This is a genomic window from Vibrio sp. dhg (assembly GCF_003443775.1).
Lineage (GTDB): Bacteria > Pseudomonadota > Gammaproteobacteria > Enterobacterales > Vibrionaceae > Vibrio > Vibrio natriegens.
The window spans coordinates 1,266,537-1,285,002 of the sequence record NZ_CP028944.1 but is presented as its reverse complement, the minus strand read 5'-3'; the positions used below and the strand labels follow the sequence as shown (position 1 = coordinate 1,285,002).

Genomic DNA, 18,466 nt, shown 5'->3' with positions numbered 1-18,466 from the left:
ACAAACTCTTTCTAGTCGCATAGCCTTAATATACGTGATGGGGCCTTCGGCTTAAATCCATGCTCCAGACCCCGCTTTAGCGGTGGCTTATATCCAATTGAAGTCTAGGTGCAGGACTCAAAGCGTAGCCACCAGCTCAAGTTAAAGAAAACTAATGCAAGTGTAGGTCAAAACGAACACTCTCTCCGAGTCGATCAAGCTTGTCGGAAGTCTCGACAAAAAACTGATGACTCTCCCCTTTCGAGTGAAGAACTAAGTTTACTCTATCCCCTCTTCCGGGCGTTGATATGGCAAACTGAAAACCTGTCTGTGTTGTCTCACAAATCAATAAACACGGCTTATCGACCTCTAAAGTTACACCTTCTTGCGTATCAGACTCAGGTATTTCAATACGGCCCGGATGACGAAAAACACAACCAATATGGCCTTGATAAACCACCGCCTGAAGCGCAGGCGTATTCTCCAATACCTTAACATAAGGTTGAGCTGCATAACGTTTCGTCTCTGCTAATGAAGACCCAGGTAACAGCGTGTATTCATAACAGGCATTTTTAGGTTGAACACCATGGTCAATTGACAATTTAAACACCCTGCCACTCACTTTGTCTGCACTCAAGTGGGCATTAATTTTCTGCCAACTGCCTTGTTGTATGTGACTATGTAAGTGAGCATTCACATTACCTAGAACGTAACCCACATTTGCATGATGCAACCAACTTTTGGCTTTAACTGTCGTCGACTCCCCATTATGGTATGCATCATTTACACACGCTGGGAAATCATAGTGGCACTGGTTAATCGTGGTCATTACCGGTTCAGGGTGCGTCGAACTTATCCCCGCACCAAGAGCGATAATAACCCCCTCACAAAAGAACCACGATTTTAGCCCCTGGGTTTGCATCACATCCAGCTCGAAACTGGTGATGCCCCAACGGCGATTGCTGACGCCGCCCGTCCAGTCGGTTTGTTGTTCTATTCTTCCCCATTCGTGGGCTGGCATTACAATTTGTGGACACGTCACACCCGGAATCTTAGCCCAATCCCAATAAGGATAAATATCGTGGTACTCGTTACCCGTCACCCCAATATTCATACTGCCAAAACCCAACCAAAAACCCGTCAGATTTTCCTGATTACCAGTTTCAATCGGCGTGATTCGACAAGAATTGGCTTTCACAGACACAGCGTATTTATTATTAGCCATAACCGCGTAATCAGAACGCCAGAAGTGTTTAAACCCAGAAAAAGGGTAGTCATGCCCCTGAAGGTGTTCGAGATATCTTTGCAACTGAAGGCGATAATCGGGGAACAAAGCCAACAACATCTTCGCTTGAGTTGTCAGCATGGTTCGACAATGCGGTTTTTCCAAATCAGGTTTGGCGATAGCCCGGCCACAAGCGTTGTAGTCCCAGCGCCCGGTCCGAGTCATCCATACCGAGCCTTGTAGATAGTAAGTCAATAACAAACGTTGTTGCTGTGATGAAAAACGGAATCGAGTCTGCGCGCAAACATAAACCCAGGGAAGCGCAACATTGATAAACGATTCACCATAGCCACCATTTTGTAATTGCGGACCGTGCTGTTGATAGGAGAAATCAGCCTGTATGCCCTCTTCCTGAGTGATGGCAATCGTTTCTGCTATCGCTTCCATCGCCTTTGCAAAAAGAGATTCATCGCTTTCTAACAACCCACGATAGGCTATTCCATTGGCAAGATCGACACGATTGGCGCCTGTCATTGACGCGTTATTGGGCAGATCTTCTATCAACTGCTTGATTAACGCTTCACTAAGCTCTTCACTGAGCAACAGAGCGATTGGTCCCATCAGTCGTTGCTTACCGATTTGGTTCCACCACCAGTTCCAGTTAGTTGGATTTATTTGATACCAATACGCCAAGGCCTGTTCAGCAATAGTATGCGCGTTTAAACAGCGCTGATGTTTAAATTGGCAAGCGAGAACCAGCACACGCTGTAAATAAGCATGGATGATTTGTCCATCCTGCACGGCGTCTGCCAACTGGAGATCGGGCCAACCTGAATGGGGAGAAAAAGTGGCTTGCCACTGCGCTACTTGCCGTTGCCAGACTTGTTGTGTTTGAAGAGACAATTGCTGTTCAACAATTGTGTGTGACACCTTATGTCGGATCTGCATCAAATGTTGTGAATACACGATGCGAATAACTCCTTAATTCAGCCAGAAAGGGGGATGCAACAGTCAACCTTGTTCACTGTCAGAAAATAAAAAAAGAAGGTGCTCTCACACCTTCTTTGACTTGATTAGTTATCGAACCAACTCCACTCATATGGCTGTAATGCCAATTGTTGTGGTTCACCTTGTGTATTGAATACCGTGACCTGCTGAGCTTGATCCGTGAAGTTCACGGCCGTGGCTTTGTTGGTCTCAGGATAAAAAGCAACATCGACGTACGGGTTGTTAGACAACCATGCATGAGAAACCGTTTCCTGCTGGGTCAGCCACAACAGAATGTGTTGTAGCAAACGCGCGTTTTCCATACTGAATGGCAAGTTACCCAGATACACAGCTCGACCAGCACCGTATCCGCGCGCGGTTAACGCCAAATGTTGTCCCTGCGCTGCCAATACCGTCAAGTCATCCGCTTGTGGGTACACATAGCTTGGGTTACCGAAGTCTTCGTCACCCTTAATGAACTGACTTAAGTAATGGTTTTCCGCGATTTGCAGTGGCATCGCTACACGTCCCATCGTCAGGGAGGTTTCTTTCTCTAAACCAAATACATCGCCAAGCTGGAAGTAACGGCCATTTTTCTGCCATGCAGAAGGCTCAGACACACCCAGTAAGCCACCGCCTTCAGCAACAAACTGACGCAGTGCAACGATGACTTTTGGATCGTTCCAACACTCACCACCACTCCATGCAGAGTTCGCATCACCCGTGTTGATGATGACTTTGATCTCCGGATCGATGCCTTTTTCTGCAATGTCATCAAAGCTGATGAACTCAACGTCAAACGGCAAACCAGACAAACACTCAAGGATGTTGTTACCTACCAGTTCCATCACATCAGGGCGAGGTGGAACGTAGAAACGCTGGTCTCGAGCCTGGTTTTGCAGCCAGCTACGTGCCGCGCCCCATGCGCTTAACACGGCGACTTTTCCTGCTACTTTCTTCGATTCACTGCGTTGTGTGAACTCAAGGTAGTCACCGAACTGACTTGAGATTTCCGTCACATGGTCAATAAAGTGCGGGAACTGGTTCGCAAGTGACAAGTAGCCGCCATAGCCAATACGGTCCAACGGTTTTTGCAACATCGCACGGCGAATCTTGGTCCAGTTAGACATAGATTCAACCACAGGATCATTCCCCTCGCGGAATACATCCGGGAAGAAGTAAGGATAAAAACGCGCTTCGCGAATCTGATCACCGCCTGAATCCGTCAAACGACGCAGAGCTACGCCATCTTCTACCGCGCCGACATTGATATCGATGCCAATCTTTTGGTAGCTCTCAAGGAACGGTTCCGTCCCGATCCAGTGATCACCCTGGAACATCGCGGTCTTTTTGCCTGCTTGATGAGCCATGTTGACCAGCTCTGCGGCAAACTCCACAACGAATTCCTGGACAAAGGTCATCCAATCTTGGTACTGCTTAGAAGGCACTTTATAGGTACCGTTGTAGTAACCGGCATCAACAAAATCTTCTGGAGACAACTTGTAGCCAAAACGCTTTTCAAAATCTTCTAGCGCTCGTGGGCTCACGGTTTCGCCATAGCCCGTCCAATCTCGATAGATGTCTTGGTTCTTTTCACCCGTATCGATAACAAACAAAAACGCAAAGGTGGTGAATCGAACCACTGTGGTATTTGGGTGCGTTTCCAACCAGTGTGCAAAATGGTTTAACAAATGTGCACGACATTCCGGATGGTATGGGTCAAGACTCTTAATACGAGGGCCTTTCCAATCGTTAGTCAGCGCGTTGTACATAGAAACGCTGTCCCAAACCTGGCGCGCCATAAAGGTAATGGTGTACTCGTGATAAGGGATCGCATCAAAGAGTTCAATACGTTGATGTTCCGCATCAAATTCCCACTTGTCAGCCGGAATCACTTCGTTCAAGGTACGGTTTCTAACTTCCCACCAAAGCTTCGGCTCACTGTCATCATCCAGTTCATACTTGTCTTTGCTGTAACCATTAAGTGGGTAAATCTCAACGCGATCACTCATCGCCGTCACAGGGAACGACATCAGATATTTACGATGTAAATACTCTGGATGTTGGTTCGCGTATTCCTGATCAGCACGAACAAGGCACATCACTGAATAAATGTCGCTGTCTTGCTCAGCTAATGAATCTGGCATGGTTGTACCATCGCTGTCGCGAAGTGCATCCGCTTGCCAACGCTGATATAAATCCAGTACTACTTCTTCCTGCCCTTCTTCGACAGGCAGGGTCATATGACCTTTACGAGAGGCAACTTGGGTCATGATAGGCTCCAAAAAGTTGGGAGAGACAGGGGGCTTTCATCCCCCTGAATGGGTATTCGAGTGTGCTTACCAGAAGAACTTCTGATAACCGTTTGCGCGCATCAAAGCTTCTAGATAGTAGTAATCACCGTACGGCAACATGTTGTCGCACAGACCAACTTTGACAAACGAAGCACCGTGCGCAAGCAAGCCAAGCGCAGATTCATCGCCCGTTAAATCACAGCTGTTCATCAGACCTTGCAACAGGAAGTTACCCCAATCTCGGTACTGCTTCGCTTCTTCTGGATCTTGAATACACTGCGAAATCAACAGTAAGCCCGCTGCAGTAATCGCGCCTGCTGAACTGTCTTTGTACTGAATTTCGTCACTTGGTAGCGAGTAATCCCAAACAGGAACGCCATCGTCTGTGATTTGCTCTACGGCGTAGCGGGCTAATTTCTTCGCCACCGTTAGGAATTTCTCGTCTTGAGTGTACAGATAAGTTTGAGCGAAACCGTGGATTGCCCATGACTGTCCGCGAGCCCAACAGGAATCATCCGCGTAACCTTGGAACGTCTCACCTTTGATCGGCTCCTGAGTGACCGGATGGAAGTTAAATGAGTGATACGTTGAGTAATCCTCACGCACAATATGCTTCGCTAGCGTCTCGCTGTGTCGAGTTGCGGCTTGCGCATAAACAGGAGAACCCGTCACTTTTGACGCCCAAAATAGTAACGCAGTATTTTGCAGAGAATCGATGATCGATTTGCCTTGCGTAATTTCAGGGCCAAGAGGATGCGTGTCATTCCACGCAACGATATAACCACCAATCTTTCTGAAACGATGGATAAGGTGATCAGCGGCGCGAATTGCCATCATTTTTGACTCTTCATCGCCCGTCAATTTGTAATCGGCCACGCAGCTTAAGCTGTATTGGAAACCTAAGTCGTGATCTAACCAGAATGGGTCAAGCAGCATGTCGGCAAAATATTGTTTGCGCAACTTGGCACTGTTTTTAAACTGCTGATCAGCCGTCATTTGGTAGCAAAGCCATAACTCTCCAGTCCAAAAAGACGATACCCAATCAAACTGGTCACAGTAATCCCATTGATGCTCCGACGTACCAATTTTTGGATTACGCTCACCAATTTTAGGAATATTGCGCTTAATCGCTTCTACTACCGTGGTTAGATGGTTCACCACTTTTGTTTCGTCCAGTGTGCCTGGCAACGGACGCAAAGTAATCGTTTCACTCATACCGAAATTCTCTTAAAACCTTTGTAATGCAAACTCAGGGTTATGCTCGATGATATATCTATAGTTTACAGTGATACTTTTCTATAAACGCATAACTCGCTCACATTTTTAAAACGTCATTTCATTTTAAATATTAATTTCAAAAAAAAGCTGATTGTCAGCTTCCTAATACAGCGCATGGCCAAACTAACCAACCGCTATCTACCTATATGTTTCAGCGGTTCGGAGAAGCGTTTCTTCTCCGAACGTCGCAAAACTAGTCTTGTTGCTTGTAGTGCGTCTCTGAAGCGTTGCGTAGACGCTCTGCCGCTTGCTCAGGCGTTAGGTCACGCTGGCTCTCTGCTAGCATTTCATACCCAACCATGAATTTTCGTACCGTGGCACTGCGCAGTAATGGTGGTAAAAAGCTCGCATGTACTTGCCAATAAGCGTCGGGATTTCCGCCGATAAACGGTGCTCCATGCCAGCCCATTGAGTAAGGGAAAGAGCACTGAAAAAGGTTATCGTACTTAGTAGTTAACAACTTAATCGTCTTGGCGAGATCAGCCTGAAGCTCTGGTGTCATTTCCGTAAGTCGACTTAGCTTAATTTTTGGCAATACCAAAGTTTCGAATGGCCAAGCTGCCCAGTAAGGAACCAAGGCCACCCAATAATCACTTTCGACAACAATACGCTCGCCAGACGCCACTTCACGCTGAACATAATCCAGTAACAGAGGACTATGGTACTGCGCAAAATAGCGCTGCTGCTGTTGGTCTTTTTTGGCTACCAAGGTAGGCACAAAACTGTTTGCCCAAATTTGACCATGCGGGTGAGGTTGAGAGCAGCCCATGCTTTCACCCTTGTTTTCAAACACCTGCACCCAAGGATAACGCTGGCTCAGTTCTTCCGTTTGTTCTATCCAAGTAGTAATCACATGTCCAATTTCTTCCACGCTCAACTCTGGCAAAGTGCGGCTGTGATCAGGCGAGAAGCAGATCACTCGGCTTTCCCCTTTGGCACTATGAAGTTGAAAAAGAGGATCATCGCTCACTGGTGAATCAGGGGTTTGCTCTGTAAGGGCGGCAAAGTCGTTCTTAAACACGAACGTACCTTGATAATTCGGATTCACATCACCGCTGATTCTAGTATTTGTTGGGCACAAAAAGCATGAGTTATCATAATTCGGCAGGCTTTCAATATTGAGGGTTTCTTGTTGCCCTTGCCACGGTCTTTTCGCGCGATGAGGCGACACCAGCACCCACTCACCCGTGAGAGGATTAAAACGACGGTGAGGATGCTCTGCAACATCAAATGATTGAGACATTATGTTTCCTTAAAGAATTAAGATTGGTAACCATTCGGATTGCGCTGCTGCCAGTTCCAACTGTGCTCAACCATATCCATTAAATCGTGATTCGCGCTCCAACCGAGCTCTTTCTCAGCCTTATCCACTTCGGCAAAACACTGCGCAATATCACCGGCTCTTCGTGGCTCGATGCGCACTGGTAACTCTCGGCCGAGTACCTTGTTCATCGCCGCAACCATATCTAATACGCTGACGCCATTACCCGTCCCAAGGTTGTAGACATGCAGCCCACTGACATTGCCTCGCTCTTCCAGTGCCGCCACATGGCCTTCGACCAAATCCTGCACATGAATGTAGTCACGCACGCCAGTGCCATCATGCGTTGGGTAGTCGTTACCGAAAATAGAGAGCGTGTCGCGTCGTCCAATCGCCACTTGAGTAATAAACGGCATCAGGTTATTAGGAATACCGGTTGGGTCTTCACCAATTAAACCACTAGGGTGTGCGCCGATCGGGTTGAAATAACGTAACAGCGTGATGCTCCAGTCCGGATTGGCAGCAGAGAAATCTCTCAAACAACTTTCGACCATATGTTTACTCGTACCATATGGGTTGGTCGTTGCGCCGGTTTGGGCAGTTTCAGAAATAGGAACCGCTAGAGGATCGCCATAGACCGTCGCCGATGAACTGAAGATAAAACGATAAACATGTGCGGCTCTCATCGCTGCCAGTAAATTCAGCGTGCCTGAGAGGTTGTTATCGTAGTATTCGAGGGGTTTGGCCACTGATTCGCCTACTGCTTTTAACCCGGCGAAATGCATCACGGCACCGATTCTGTGCTGTTCGAAAATGCAATCAAGCACGAGGCGGTCGCGAATGTCCCCCTGATATACAACCAATGAACGCCCAATCAACTTCTCAATACGACCCACGGCCTTAGGGTTACTGTTGCTGAAGTTATCCAGCACAATCGGTTCATGTCCTGCAGCAGCCAATGCAACACAGGCGTGACTACCGATATAGCCGCAGCCACCCGTCACTAATACTTTCATGAATTACCTCTTACAAATGAGCTTTAACAATGGCGTCAATCGATCGGAAAAATGTTCTTCTCGTACCGACGTTGCGCCATTTAATAGTGATGCTTTGGCGTTCGCTTTAAAGCGACAGAAATAGACGCTCCGCCCGCTGGTTGACACGTAGTCATCGAGCATCTGTACACCAAGATGGTCAATAAAGTTGATCCCTCTTCCCAAAATAATCAGTTGCTTAGAACTGATCTTCTGCAACTCTTGGTGGAGGTATTGAACGCAACCAAAGAAAATCGAACCATTGATGCGGATAACCGCGATATCTTGCTGTTCATCAATATTCAGCTCGTCGCAATTTAATAATTCAATGGTAGGACGCGACGTTCTGCGCAGGTAAAAGAAGAGAGAAGCAGCAACGCCAACATAGATAGAAAGTTCAAGGTGAAGAAAAATCGCCGCTAGACTGGTCACTGCCAAAATAAAGATTTCTTTACCATCATGTTTTGCAATCACTTTAATGTGATGAACATCCACTAGGTTCCAGGCAACAACCAGTAACAAACCACCCATACCTGCAATCGGTATATAGGCTGCGTACGGAGCAAACAGCACCATGATGATTAATAAGAATAAGCCAGCGAACACCGCGGCTAGTGGGGTTTGTGCGCCGCTACTGTAATTCACGCCGCTGCGGGTGAAAGAGCCCGAGGAGACATAACAAGAGAAGAACGAGCCAACCATGTTTGAAATTCCCTGGCCGATAAACTCTTGATTACTATCAAGCTGTTGGCGAGATTTCATCGCAACTGAGCGGCTAATTGAAATCGCTTCAACCAGACCCAACATCGCAACCGCGAAAATACCGTCAAGCATGGTAGATATATGGCTAAAACCAACAAAAGGAGAAGACAGGCTTAAATAGTTACTGCTTACTTGGCTCACCATCAAAACCTCGTTACCGGCATGATTCATCCAAGTCGCAAACCCCATCGCCACCAAGGTCGCGAATAACATGTGGGGTAGTTTTGGCCAAATGCGCTTACACAACACACAAACTGCGATGGTAACAATGCCCACTAATAGCTCTTTACTATTTAATGCATTGATATTACTGACGAGCAGTATGATATTTTCAACCGCCGTTTCGCCTGAGTCGTATTGCAAACCCAATACATGTTTAAGCTGGCTGACCCCAATAACAATCGCCGCACCTAAAGTGAACCCAAGCACCACAGAGTGAGACACAAAATTGACCACAACGCCAAAACGCAACAGTCCGAAAAGCAGTTGAATAATCCCGGCACACAGGGTCAACGTAAAACACAGTTGGATGTAAAGAGGCGTTCCCGGATCAGCGAATTGACTTATGGTGGTAAAGACAATCACCGAAAGAGCCGCTGTCGGGCCCGAAATCAAATGATGCGATGAGCCAAACAGTGATGCCAAAATAGCGGGAATAATTGCCGTATACAGACCAAACTCAGGCGGCAAACCTGCAATCATGGCATAAGCAATACCTTGGGGGAGCACGATAATTGCTCCTGTAAGTCCGGCTAAGATATCCGCTTTAAGAGTTTGAGAGTTTACCTTGGAAGACCAGCTTAAAAACGGAAACAGAAGGGACAACTTGCGATGTTCAACAGCGCGCATCACGATTCCTCTAACAACAGTCGATTTATGACGGGAAGATGATCACCTCGCTTTCCTGTACTCACCCAGAAACTAAAAATTCATACAGAAGCAAAATGAGCACAAAAACTATAAACAATCGCCCCGATGCAATCAACATTAAATGAAACGTCATTTCATTTTTAATTTTTATCAATTTCAATTATGTGACACAGATTATAAAACATCGTTTCAAAATTGACTTATCACTCCATAGTGATACTATTTAGCTGTGAACGCTAGTTAGCTATTAGCTGTTCTTATTTTATGAAATATTTCTTCACTATCAGATTAATATTTTAATCCAAAGATATTGAATATGAGTCATTTAAAATACGATGGTTTTAATGAGGTTAAGTTAGCAGCATTTGAAACTTAAAGTCTTTGATAGCTCAAAGTAAGTTTTAACTGGTATTGGCCCTACGAAAGTAGTTACTGGTTGAAATAAGATATAGCTTTATATTTCCTAAGATATTGTTTGCATACTAAAAGAGCCCTTATGGGCTCTTTCTTTTTATATAAACAAAATCAATCAATTAACTTGTTCATCACCACTTACACTTTCTATTAACAACCCATTCCGTCCCAAGGAAAATATAAGAAAAAACAATATTCCTTTATTTTTTCGACCTTGTTTATTAATAAATAAAGCGACAATTCAGTTTATACAATCGTAAATACCAACAATCACGCGATTGAATGGAACAATAGTAAACTTGGTTAACTTTGCAGTGTGATTTTGGATTCAAAACTGTTCCAAATTGAATTTTAAGGCGTTGATATAATACCACGGTCTAAGTAACAGCATTAGGAACTACACATGGCATCACAGATAGAACAGACTCGTTGCCTGTCACAACTCATTCACCACAAGCCAATTCACTCGCTTAATTGTCAGCGTGATTTTTCTCATTCTGGATTTTTCTCTATGCCGGATCCGTCACGTCACGTTTTTGATTTCAATGGGGGCTGGCTGTTCTACAAGGGTGATCCTCTAAACGCCAATCAACTTATTTGCGATGATAAAAACTGGGTATCAGTTTCTCTCCCACATTGTGTGGAATTGTTACCTGAAGATGCCAGTGGCACCATTAACTACCAAGGCGTCGTTTGGTACCGGAAGCACTTTCTTATCCCGGAGAATTTAAAAGATCAAAGAATCATCATTGATTTTGAAGCGATTCAAGGTAAATCAGAAGTGTGGATTAACGGAGAGCTGATTGCATCGCGTAAAGAAGGATTTCTACCGCTTGTTATTGATATAACGTCATTCCTGAACTTTGATTCAACCAATATTATTGCGGTCAAAGCAGATAATAGCGATGACTCAAGCTTCCCTGCAGGAAAAAATCAATACGAGCTTGATTTTACTTACGTTGGCGGTATTTATCGCGATGTGTGGCTTTATTCCACACAAAAGATGATGCATTTTGGCCATGAAGGAATCGCTAACACTCCAACCCCTAATACTAAACATTCTGGATTAAGAGTTCGCTATCGCAACATTTCAGAACAAAGTGCCACCATTGTTCTTGGCATGCAGATTATTAATCAAACGAATAATACGCAGCCAGTCACTATTGAGTGCCAACTGAGCTCTTGCCAAACTGGACACGTTACTACCAAGCAGTCGTTGAATGTTTCGATAGAATCTAGTGATCAGTATGTCAGCTGTAAAATGCAAGTGGAGCAGCCAGAACTTTGGCACCCCGACTCACCTAATTTGTACTGGCTAGACTGCCGACTCTTCGACAATTCTGGCGAACAGATTGATAGCGTGCGATTGAGAATTGGCATTCGCACTCTCGAATTTAAAGGAAAAGATGGCCTTTACATTAACGGCAAAGCCTACGAAGAAAAGTTAATCGGTGTTAACCGCCATCAGTACTACGCACACATCGGCACTGCATTGAGCAATAGTCAGCATTGGAATGATGTGAAGAAACTCAAAGATGCTGGCTTGTCGGTGATCCGCACCGCTCACTACCCGCAAGACCCAGCCTTTCTTGATGCCGCTGATCAATTGGGAGTATTAATTATTCAGCCTTCTATTGGTTGGCAATTCTGGAATGAAGAGACTCAGTTTGTTGAACAAGCCAAGCAAAACGTACGCGAAAAAATTCGTCGCGATCGCAACCACGCATGCATTTGGATGTTTGAACCCGCTCTAAATGAAACCCATCAGCCGAACTGGTTTTTAAAAGAGTTACACCAAATTGTTCATCAAGAAATGGATGAAGCGACTTGGGTTCCACTCGACAGCTATATTGATTGTCCTGAAGCAAGAGAAGTGATGTATGCACACCCTAACCAAGTCAAAGAAGGTGAAGCGGATGAAGGGCAATTGACTTATCCTGCGGAATTTAACGTTCCCGTATTTACGCGCGAATGGGGAGATAACGTCGACGACTGGAATTCTCACAACTCTAACAGCCGAGTTCATCGTAGCTGGGGTGAACAAGCACAAATCATTCAAGCGCTGCACTACGCTACAGGATCCGATAGTTCCGGCCATGAATATGCCACCAATCTCAACGTATTACATCAAACACCACGGCAGCATATTGGCGGCACTTTATGGCATGGTTTTGATCACCAACGTGGTTATCATCCTGAGCAGTTTTGGGGTGGTATTCTGGATGCGTTTCGCCAAGATAAATACAGCTACCATGTATTCATGGCGCAGCGTAACCCAAACAAAACCCATCCTATTTGCCAATCGGGTTACCATTTAAAAATACTCCACGAAGCTACGCCTATTTCTGGTTCAGATATCGTGGTGGTGAGCAATGTGGACAGAGTTGAACTGAGCGTCGCGGGTCAATATTTCGGTACGCAAGTTGTCAAAAATCCGAGAAAAGGCATTCCGTTTTTGCCTGCTATATTCAAAGGCGCTTTTGATTTTATGGACTTTAAGCACCTGCACCGCGAAGAAAGGTTCACCGAAGCCTGCATTATTGCCAAAGGCTTTGTGGGTGACGAATGTGTGATCACCGAAATCAAGTATCCGGCAAAACGACCAACACGTCTGCGCCTTAGTATCGACAACTCATCGCTCATCGCCAATGGTTCTGATATTGGTACCATCGTTGCTGAAGTCACTGATGAAGATGGAAATGTAAAACGCTTGGCCCGACATCACATAAAGTTTGAGGTTTATGGTGAAGCGAGCCTAATCGAAGCCGACAACATTTTTGCGAACCCAAGGGCGACGGAATGGGGGAGCGCACCAGCGTTGATTCGTACCACGCAAACGGCCGGCAAGATACTGGTGATTGCCCGTCCGGTAAATGAAGGGATGAATACGCTTGTACCCGCTATTTTGGAATTAGATACCAAGCCTAATACGCTTCCTATTCTGCAATCGGAGCTACCAACTCAATCATCCGATAGCATTGCGCGATTAGCCGAAATTAAACACTCTTTTGTTGAGGAAGTTGATAATAGAATCGCTCGCAACGCCTATATAAGAGCCAAGCATCGAGGTGTTGAACTGCAACAATCAGATTGTGGCGAATTTCATTTCTAATCTAACGCGCCAACTCAGTTGGCGCATTTTTTGTGCTCAGCCAAAAGCCTTGGGGGATTAAAATTATCCCAGTTCTAAATACCCAAGGCGTTATACCAATTTGGAAAATTAACTGTTCAGGGAACAGGGTTCGATAAACAAACTCTATTTGCCATGGATGGCAAATCGAAGCCCCATGGATGGGTTCATGCGTGTTTGTGTTCGATGCCTGTTTTCTGGTCCTCTATAATTAAGTATGACCACTTTCTTACTTAGGTTGGTATTAATCAATAATGCTCAGGCTAATTTAAGCTTTGCTCAATAAATAGATACGCCAACCCCTTAAGTTGTTGAGAAGTTGATAATTCGCCAAAAATAACTTGAGTTTGATGCTGAGTCAGCTCGTCGTTGTCATTGAATGGGTGTGAGGCAATTGCTTCGCGAATACTGCTTAACCAAGCGTCACCCAACTCACATAAAGGGCCATACAGTAAAATTTGCTCAATGCCGACTAAATTTAAGCAATTACTTAACGTTCGGCCAATCACATTGACTGCATTTTCACTCAAACGTATGGCACTTGGATGATTCGCTAATACCGCATCAATAAAATGCGTATTACCTATACACCCGTTCTGTAAAACCTTGTCCCACTCACTTTGTAATGCCGATAACGAGGCAACCGTCTCCAGGCATCCTCTCTGGCCACAGCCACACTGCTTGCCATGAATATCCACCAAAGTGTGTCCAATTTCGCCATTCGCATGAGAACGACTAAAAAAGACTTGCTCATCGATGATAAAAGCCGAGCCAATTCCATAGTCTAAATTCACTACACAAAAGTGCTCAGGACGTTCACTTTGCCACTTTTCTGCCAATGCCAATCCGACACAATCGTTTTCAACAATGACCTCTGTATCAAGCCGTTGCGCTAACAAATATCGACATTCAAAGCCGCCTTTCCACTTGGCAAGGGGCATATGTAAAGATGCCCCACTGTGCCTGGATACTTGACCGTGCAAGCCGATAGCGACACGTAGTTTGCGCTGTTTACTGGTGTTTCGTGCGTTATCATATACGTCACAGACCGCGTCAATTAACGCTTCTGGTGTTTCGACATTGATCTCGGTCTGTGAGGCTTCGAGTAGCAACTGCAGGTCTGCAGTAACAACGAGTGCTGCGATTTTATTTGGTGATACATTTAAACAAAGAATGGGACTGAGTTTATTACTAAGTGCATAGATCCCCGCACTGTTACCACGGCGTTGAACAGGTCCGTGGAAAAGCATGATTTTGGATTCAGCATCCAATTCCGACAGTATCTTGCTCACAGCAGGTATCGAAAGCTGAGTGCGGGACGCCAACTCTGATTTACTCAAGGGACCACTTTTCGCCAAATGCGTTAAGATGGAACGCTTATTGTGAACTCGAATCGCTTTATTGGACAAACCTAATCCTTGACGTATCACCATCACTCACCCCAGCTTATAGTGCTCAATCAATTTAAGTTGCTCTATCGACAGCTCTTGCAACTTCTGTCCGTTTGCTGCCACTTCCACAGCGCCTTTTGAATTCGAGGACGCGATGTCTGAGATTCGACTGATGTTTTTTGCTATGTCTATCGCGGTGTTTTGTTGCTGTTCTGTCGCCGAAGCGATATGTGCTCCCAACTGAGCAAGTTCAGAAATTGAAGCTTGGATACCTTGCATTACCATGCTGGTTTGATTGGATGATTCGCGCGAGTGCTGCATATAAAAATGGCATTGCTCCACTTGCTGGACCGCCTGCTCAACCGATTTATGCAACAATTGAGTCATTGTATGGATCTCTTGGGTTGAACGACCTGTACGACCAGCGAGTTCCCTAACTTCGTCCGCAACCACAGCAAAGCCGCGCCCCATGCTTCCAGCTCTCGCGGCCTCAATGGCGGCATTAAGCGCGAGCAAATTGGTTTGATCCGCTATGGCTTGAATCACTTCGAGTACCCGGCCTATCTCTGTGCTTACATCACTCACTCGCGATATGGCATCTGCGGACTCTTTTAGAGCTTGTGAAAGCTGATGTTGAGCTTCGAGGTTGTCGGCGGTTTGTTGTTGGCCTTTCACGACCGAACGCTCAATATCGTTTAACTGAGTTTGGCTGGTACGTGTGGCTTGGGAGACCTCCGCGACCGAGCTTTCCATTTCGCTCATCGCCGCTGCGACACTTTCGGTTTCGATGCGCTGTGACTCCAGCGATTTTTGACTTTTAGAGGCAGTGACTTGATTGTGATTAGCAAGCTGGTTTTGCTGATGGGATACCGACTGTACCAATGCCACCAAGTGTTTGAGTGTATTGATCATTTGATCTATCGAGTTAGACAATTCGCCAAACTCATTCTTGCTTTTAATGCCGGTAGTTAACGTCAGATCGCCATTTTCTATACGATTTAACGACGCTTTAAGCATGTATAACGCGTTACGAATCGTCCGGCTTAGTGTCACAGCAACCATTGACACGATTAAGAAAGAGAATAACGTAACCAAAATGATCAGTTTTTCTCCCCTGGCTTGCATCACATTGACTTCAGTAACTTGCTGTTCAGACAGTTGTCGAAGCTGTTCAGACTGATGGACAAACAGATCGATCAACTGTGCCGTATCTGACTGAACCTCGGCGAGGAGTTCGAAAACTTCGGCCTGTTGCAACATGGCGTGATAATGTTTGACCAACACGCCTTGCTCGTCCGTCGCATGATCGATCACAGTCTTCAGGAGTTTTTGATCGCGCGTTGTATAACTGCGTGTTTTTTCCGCGAGAGACTGGCTGGTTTTAATAATCCGCTCGGCGACGGCGCGATTCTTTTTAATCAGTCCATCGATAACGTCTGCCGAACTCGAATTTAAGCCTTGGTTGGTATTAAAAATAAGTGAATCAATAGTGGCTGCTAGATTGTTTGCCATAAAGCTGGCATTCATATCATCAACCGAGCCAGACAAGCTATAAGCGGCACGTTTCATTTTGGTGCTGTCTAAAACAAACTGCCTAGTCCGACCCTCTACCCATTGCTCTGTGTCGACAACTTGTTGATACCGTTTGAACAAATCGTGTGTTTGAGAAAATAGGGCGATGTCATGTGGAGTTTTTAACAAATCAATTTGGTGTTCGTTGAGTTGGGTGAACAACGCATCCAACTCCAACAATTTTTCATCATAGCGCTCATGGTTTTTTAAAAACTGAGATTCGATTGTTGTATATATGTCGGCATCCAACGGTGTGAAATAAGAGTTAGCCAAGGCTTGGCTAGTGAGCAGATGCACTGTCACTCGATTCAACTCAACCATATAAGGAGAAATCACTTCAGTCACGATATGGGTACGCTCAGACTGCAAGTTACCCTGGAGCAAACTCACGCCCGCAATCGAAATCATCGCCAGCAGCAACAAGGTAAAGCCAATGTAGATACGTCTAACAATGGACAGATCTTGCCAAAACTTCATAGGAACCTTTTAATATTTTTATAATTTACGAATTGTGAAAATAAAAAAGGCCGCATAACGCGGCCTTTTAAAGACAACTTAAAGTCACCCTGAGTTAGAGTAACCAGTGAACTTTACGCCACTTCTTTAGGTAGTTCGGCAACAGGAACCGCTGCAATCAATTTTTGAGTGTATGGTTCTTGTGGGTTATGAATTACCTGCTCGATGGTACCCTGCTCCATTATTGTGCCGTGTTGCAGTACGATCACTCGATCACAGAAGTACTTCACGGTTGCAATGTCATGGGTGATTAAGATGAACGATGTGCCAAATTCGTTTTGGAATTCAATCAATAGGTCCAAAACCTGTGCACGCAATGATACGTCCAATGCTGCCGTCGCCTCATCTGCAATGATGAGTTTAGGGATCGTCACCAGCGCGCGGGCGATAACAATTCGCTGGCGCTGCCCGCCAGAGAATGCGTGTGGATAGCGACTTGAGAACTCCGCTGGCAAACCCACTCGACGCATCATATTACGTACGCGATCTTTACGTTCTTGCGCGCTCATCTCTGTGCGAAGCAGTTTCAGCGGCTCTTCAATGATATCCGCAACCGTCATACGTGGATTTAAAGAGGACCATGGGTCCTGGAAAATCAAACGTAGATCGGCAAACAAAGGATCGCGTTTCACACGCTTGTAGTCAGCAAGCTCAAGCTCGACGTCACTACTTTCGTCTACGTAACGAATGTTACCTGACGTTGCAGGCTGCATACCTAAAATCGCTCGACCTAAGGTACTCTTGCCAGAACCGGACTCACCAACAATTCCCAAAGATTCGCCTGGGTGCAGCGTTAACGTCGCGTTGTTAACCGCCGTCATAAATTGTTTTTTCTCGAACATCTTGCCCGGTTTTTCAAACACTTTAGTGACGTTGTTTACATCTAAAAGTGGCGTTTGCCCTGTGTAAACAAACGGTTTTTTCACCTCAGAAGGTAGCTCAAGCGCACGCGTCGCATTCATCAGCTTAATCGTATATGGGTGCTCAGGTCGCTCGAAGATTTGGCGCACATCACCTTGCTCGACAACCACACCTTTTTCCATAACGACGACACGGTCCGAGATTTGTGCCACTACCCCTAAATCATGAGTAATGAACAAAATAGCCATGCCTATCTCTTGCTGCAATTTGGCAAACAATTCCAAAATTTCAGCCTGAGTGGTCACATCTAACGCCGTTGTTGGCTCGTCGGCAATTAATACATCCGGACGACTGGCAATCGCCATCGCGATGACAACTCGTTGACGCTGACCACCAGATAACTGGAACGAGTACTTGTTAATCAAACTTTCCGGCTCAGGCATTTGTACCTGAGTCAAAAGTTCAATTGCACGTTCATGAGCCACTTGTTTCGTGATGCCTGGGTCAACAAGACAAAGCACTTCTTTAATTTGATCGCCAACCGTATGAACAGGGCTCAGTGCTGCCATTGGCTCTTGCGATACCAATGAGAAGTTAAAGCGACGCAAATTACGCATTTCTTCACTACGCGGATGCAACGTGGTGATATCCACCTTGGATCCATCGGTATAATAAAGAATTTCCCCTGAATCAATGCGTCCTGGTTTGTCCAGCAGTTGAAGAATCGCGCTGGTTGTCACAGACTTACCAGAACCCGATTCACCGATGACTGACAAGGTTTCCCCACGATTTAAATGAAACGATACGTTTTTAACAGCGTGGAAGGTTTCCATCGTTGTCGGGAAGCTGACGTTCAGATCTTTAACTTCAAGAATTTTATCCGCCATTTTAA

Annotated in this window: 10 protein-coding genes; 1 reads left to right on the top strand and 9 read right to left on the bottom strand. The window is 45.5% G+C overall.

What is annotated here, in order from left to right; translation table 11 throughout:
- Positions 1–151: 151 nt before the first annotated feature.
- The 6 genes from DBX26_RS21475 to DBX26_RS21450 form a co-directional block, all read right to left on the bottom strand.
- The gene (locus DBX26_RS21475) at positions 152–2,170 is read right to left on the bottom strand and encodes a polysaccharide lyase 8 family protein (protein WP_254063558.1); all 2,019 of its coding nucleotides are present in this window, start codon (positions 2,168–2,170) and stop codon (positions 152–154) included.
- Positions 2,171–2,277: 107 nt separating this feature from the next.
- Positions 2,278–4,464: a 1,3-beta-galactosyl-N-acetylhexosamine phosphorylase gene (gene gnpA, locus DBX26_RS21470; RefSeq protein WP_118120840.1), complete on the bottom strand. Its 2,187-nt coding sequence runs from the start codon at positions 4,462–4,464 to the stop codon at positions 2,278–2,280.
- A gap of 66 nt (positions 4,465–4,530) precedes the next feature.
- The gene (locus DBX26_RS21465) at positions 4,531–5,700 is read right to left on the bottom strand and encodes a glycoside hydrolase family 88 protein (protein ID WP_118120839.1); all 1,170 of its coding nucleotides are present in this window, start codon (positions 5,698–5,700) and stop codon (positions 4,531–4,533) included.
- Positions 5,701–5,956: 256 nt separating this feature from the next.
- Positions 5,957–7,006, bottom strand: coding sequence for a UDP-glucose--hexose-1-phosphate uridylyltransferase (locus DBX26_RS21460; protein WP_118120838.1), 1,050 nt, complete (start codon positions 7,004–7,006; stop codon positions 5,957–5,959).
- A gap of 17 nt (positions 7,007–7,023) precedes the next feature.
- Complete coding sequence (galE, locus tag DBX26_RS21455; RefSeq protein WP_118120837.1) at positions 7,024–8,040, bottom strand: UDP-glucose 4-epimerase GalE; 1,017 nt, start codon at positions 8,038–8,040, stop codon at positions 7,024–7,026.
- A 3-nt stretch (positions 8,041–8,043) separates the two neighbouring features.
- Complete coding sequence (locus tag DBX26_RS21450; RefSeq protein WP_065298034.1) at positions 8,044–9,669, bottom strand: SulP family inorganic anion transporter; 1,626 nt, start codon at positions 9,667–9,669, stop codon at positions 8,044–8,046.
- An 838-nt stretch (positions 9,670–10,507) separates the two neighbouring features.
- Here DBX26_RS21450 and DBX26_RS21445 point away from each other — a divergent pair.
- On the top strand, positions 10,508–13,216 hold the full coding sequence (locus tag DBX26_RS21445; RefSeq protein WP_118120836.1) for a glycoside hydrolase family 2 protein: 2,709 nt from the start codon (positions 10,508–10,510) through the stop codon (positions 13,214–13,216).
- 281 nt (positions 13,217–13,497) lie between these two features.
- Here the strand turns inward: DBX26_RS21445 and DBX26_RS21440 are convergent, their stop codons facing one another.
- From DBX26_RS21440 to DBX26_RS21430, 3 genes are all read right to left on the bottom strand, one after another.
- Complete coding sequence (locus tag DBX26_RS21440) at positions 13,498–14,667, bottom strand: ROK family transcriptional regulator (RefSeq protein WP_118120835.1); 1,170 nt, start codon at positions 14,665–14,667, stop codon at positions 13,498–13,500.
- A 3-nt stretch (positions 14,668–14,670) separates the two neighbouring features.
- Positions 14,671–16,674, bottom strand: a complete 2,004-nt coding sequence (locus DBX26_RS21435; RefSeq protein ID WP_118120834.1) for a methyl-accepting chemotaxis protein — start codon at positions 16,672–16,674, stop codon at positions 14,671–14,673.
- A 113-nt stretch (positions 16,675–16,787) separates the two neighbouring features.
- Positions 16,788–18,461 (bottom strand): ABC transporter ATP-binding protein, encoded by a 1,674-nt coding sequence (locus DBX26_RS21430; protein ID WP_014235058.1) that lies wholly within the window; start codon positions 18,459–18,461, stop codon positions 16,788–16,790.
- Positions 18,462–18,466 lie beyond the last annotated feature (5 nt).

Coding starts and splice junctions, on each gene's coding strand:
- gnpA (WP_118120840.1), bottom strand. CDS start 4,464: ATGACCCAAGTTGCCTCTCGTAAAGGTCATATGACCCTGCCTGTCGAA.
- DBX26_RS21465 (WP_118120839.1), bottom strand. CDS start 5,700: ATGAGTGAAACGATTACTTTGCGTCCGTTGCCAGGCACACTGGACGAA.
- DBX26_RS21460 (WP_118120838.1), bottom strand. CDS start 7,006: ATGTCTCAATCATTTGATGTTGCAGAGCATCCTCACCGTCGTTTTAAT.
- galE (WP_118120837.1), bottom strand. CDS start 8,040: ATGAAAGTATTAGTGACGGGTGGCTGCGGCTATATCGGTAGTCACGCC.
- DBX26_RS21450 (WP_065298034.1), bottom strand. CDS start 9,669: ATGCGCGCTGTTGAACATCGCAAGTTGTCCCTTCTGTTTCCGTTTTTA.
- DBX26_RS21445 (WP_118120836.1), top strand. CDS start 10,508: ATGGCATCACAGATAGAACAGACTCGTTGCCTGTCACAACTCATTCAC.
- DBX26_RS21440 (WP_118120835.1), bottom strand. CDS start 14,667: ATGGTGATACGTCAAGGATTAGGTTTGTCCAATAAAGCGATTCGAGTT.
- DBX26_RS21435 (WP_118120834.1), bottom strand. CDS start 16,674: ATGAAGTTTTGGCAAGATCTGTCCATTGTTAGACGTATCTACATTGGC.
- DBX26_RS21430 (WP_014235058.1), bottom strand. CDS start 18,461: ATGGCGGATAAAATTCTTGAAGTTAAAGATCTGAACGTCAGCTTCCCG.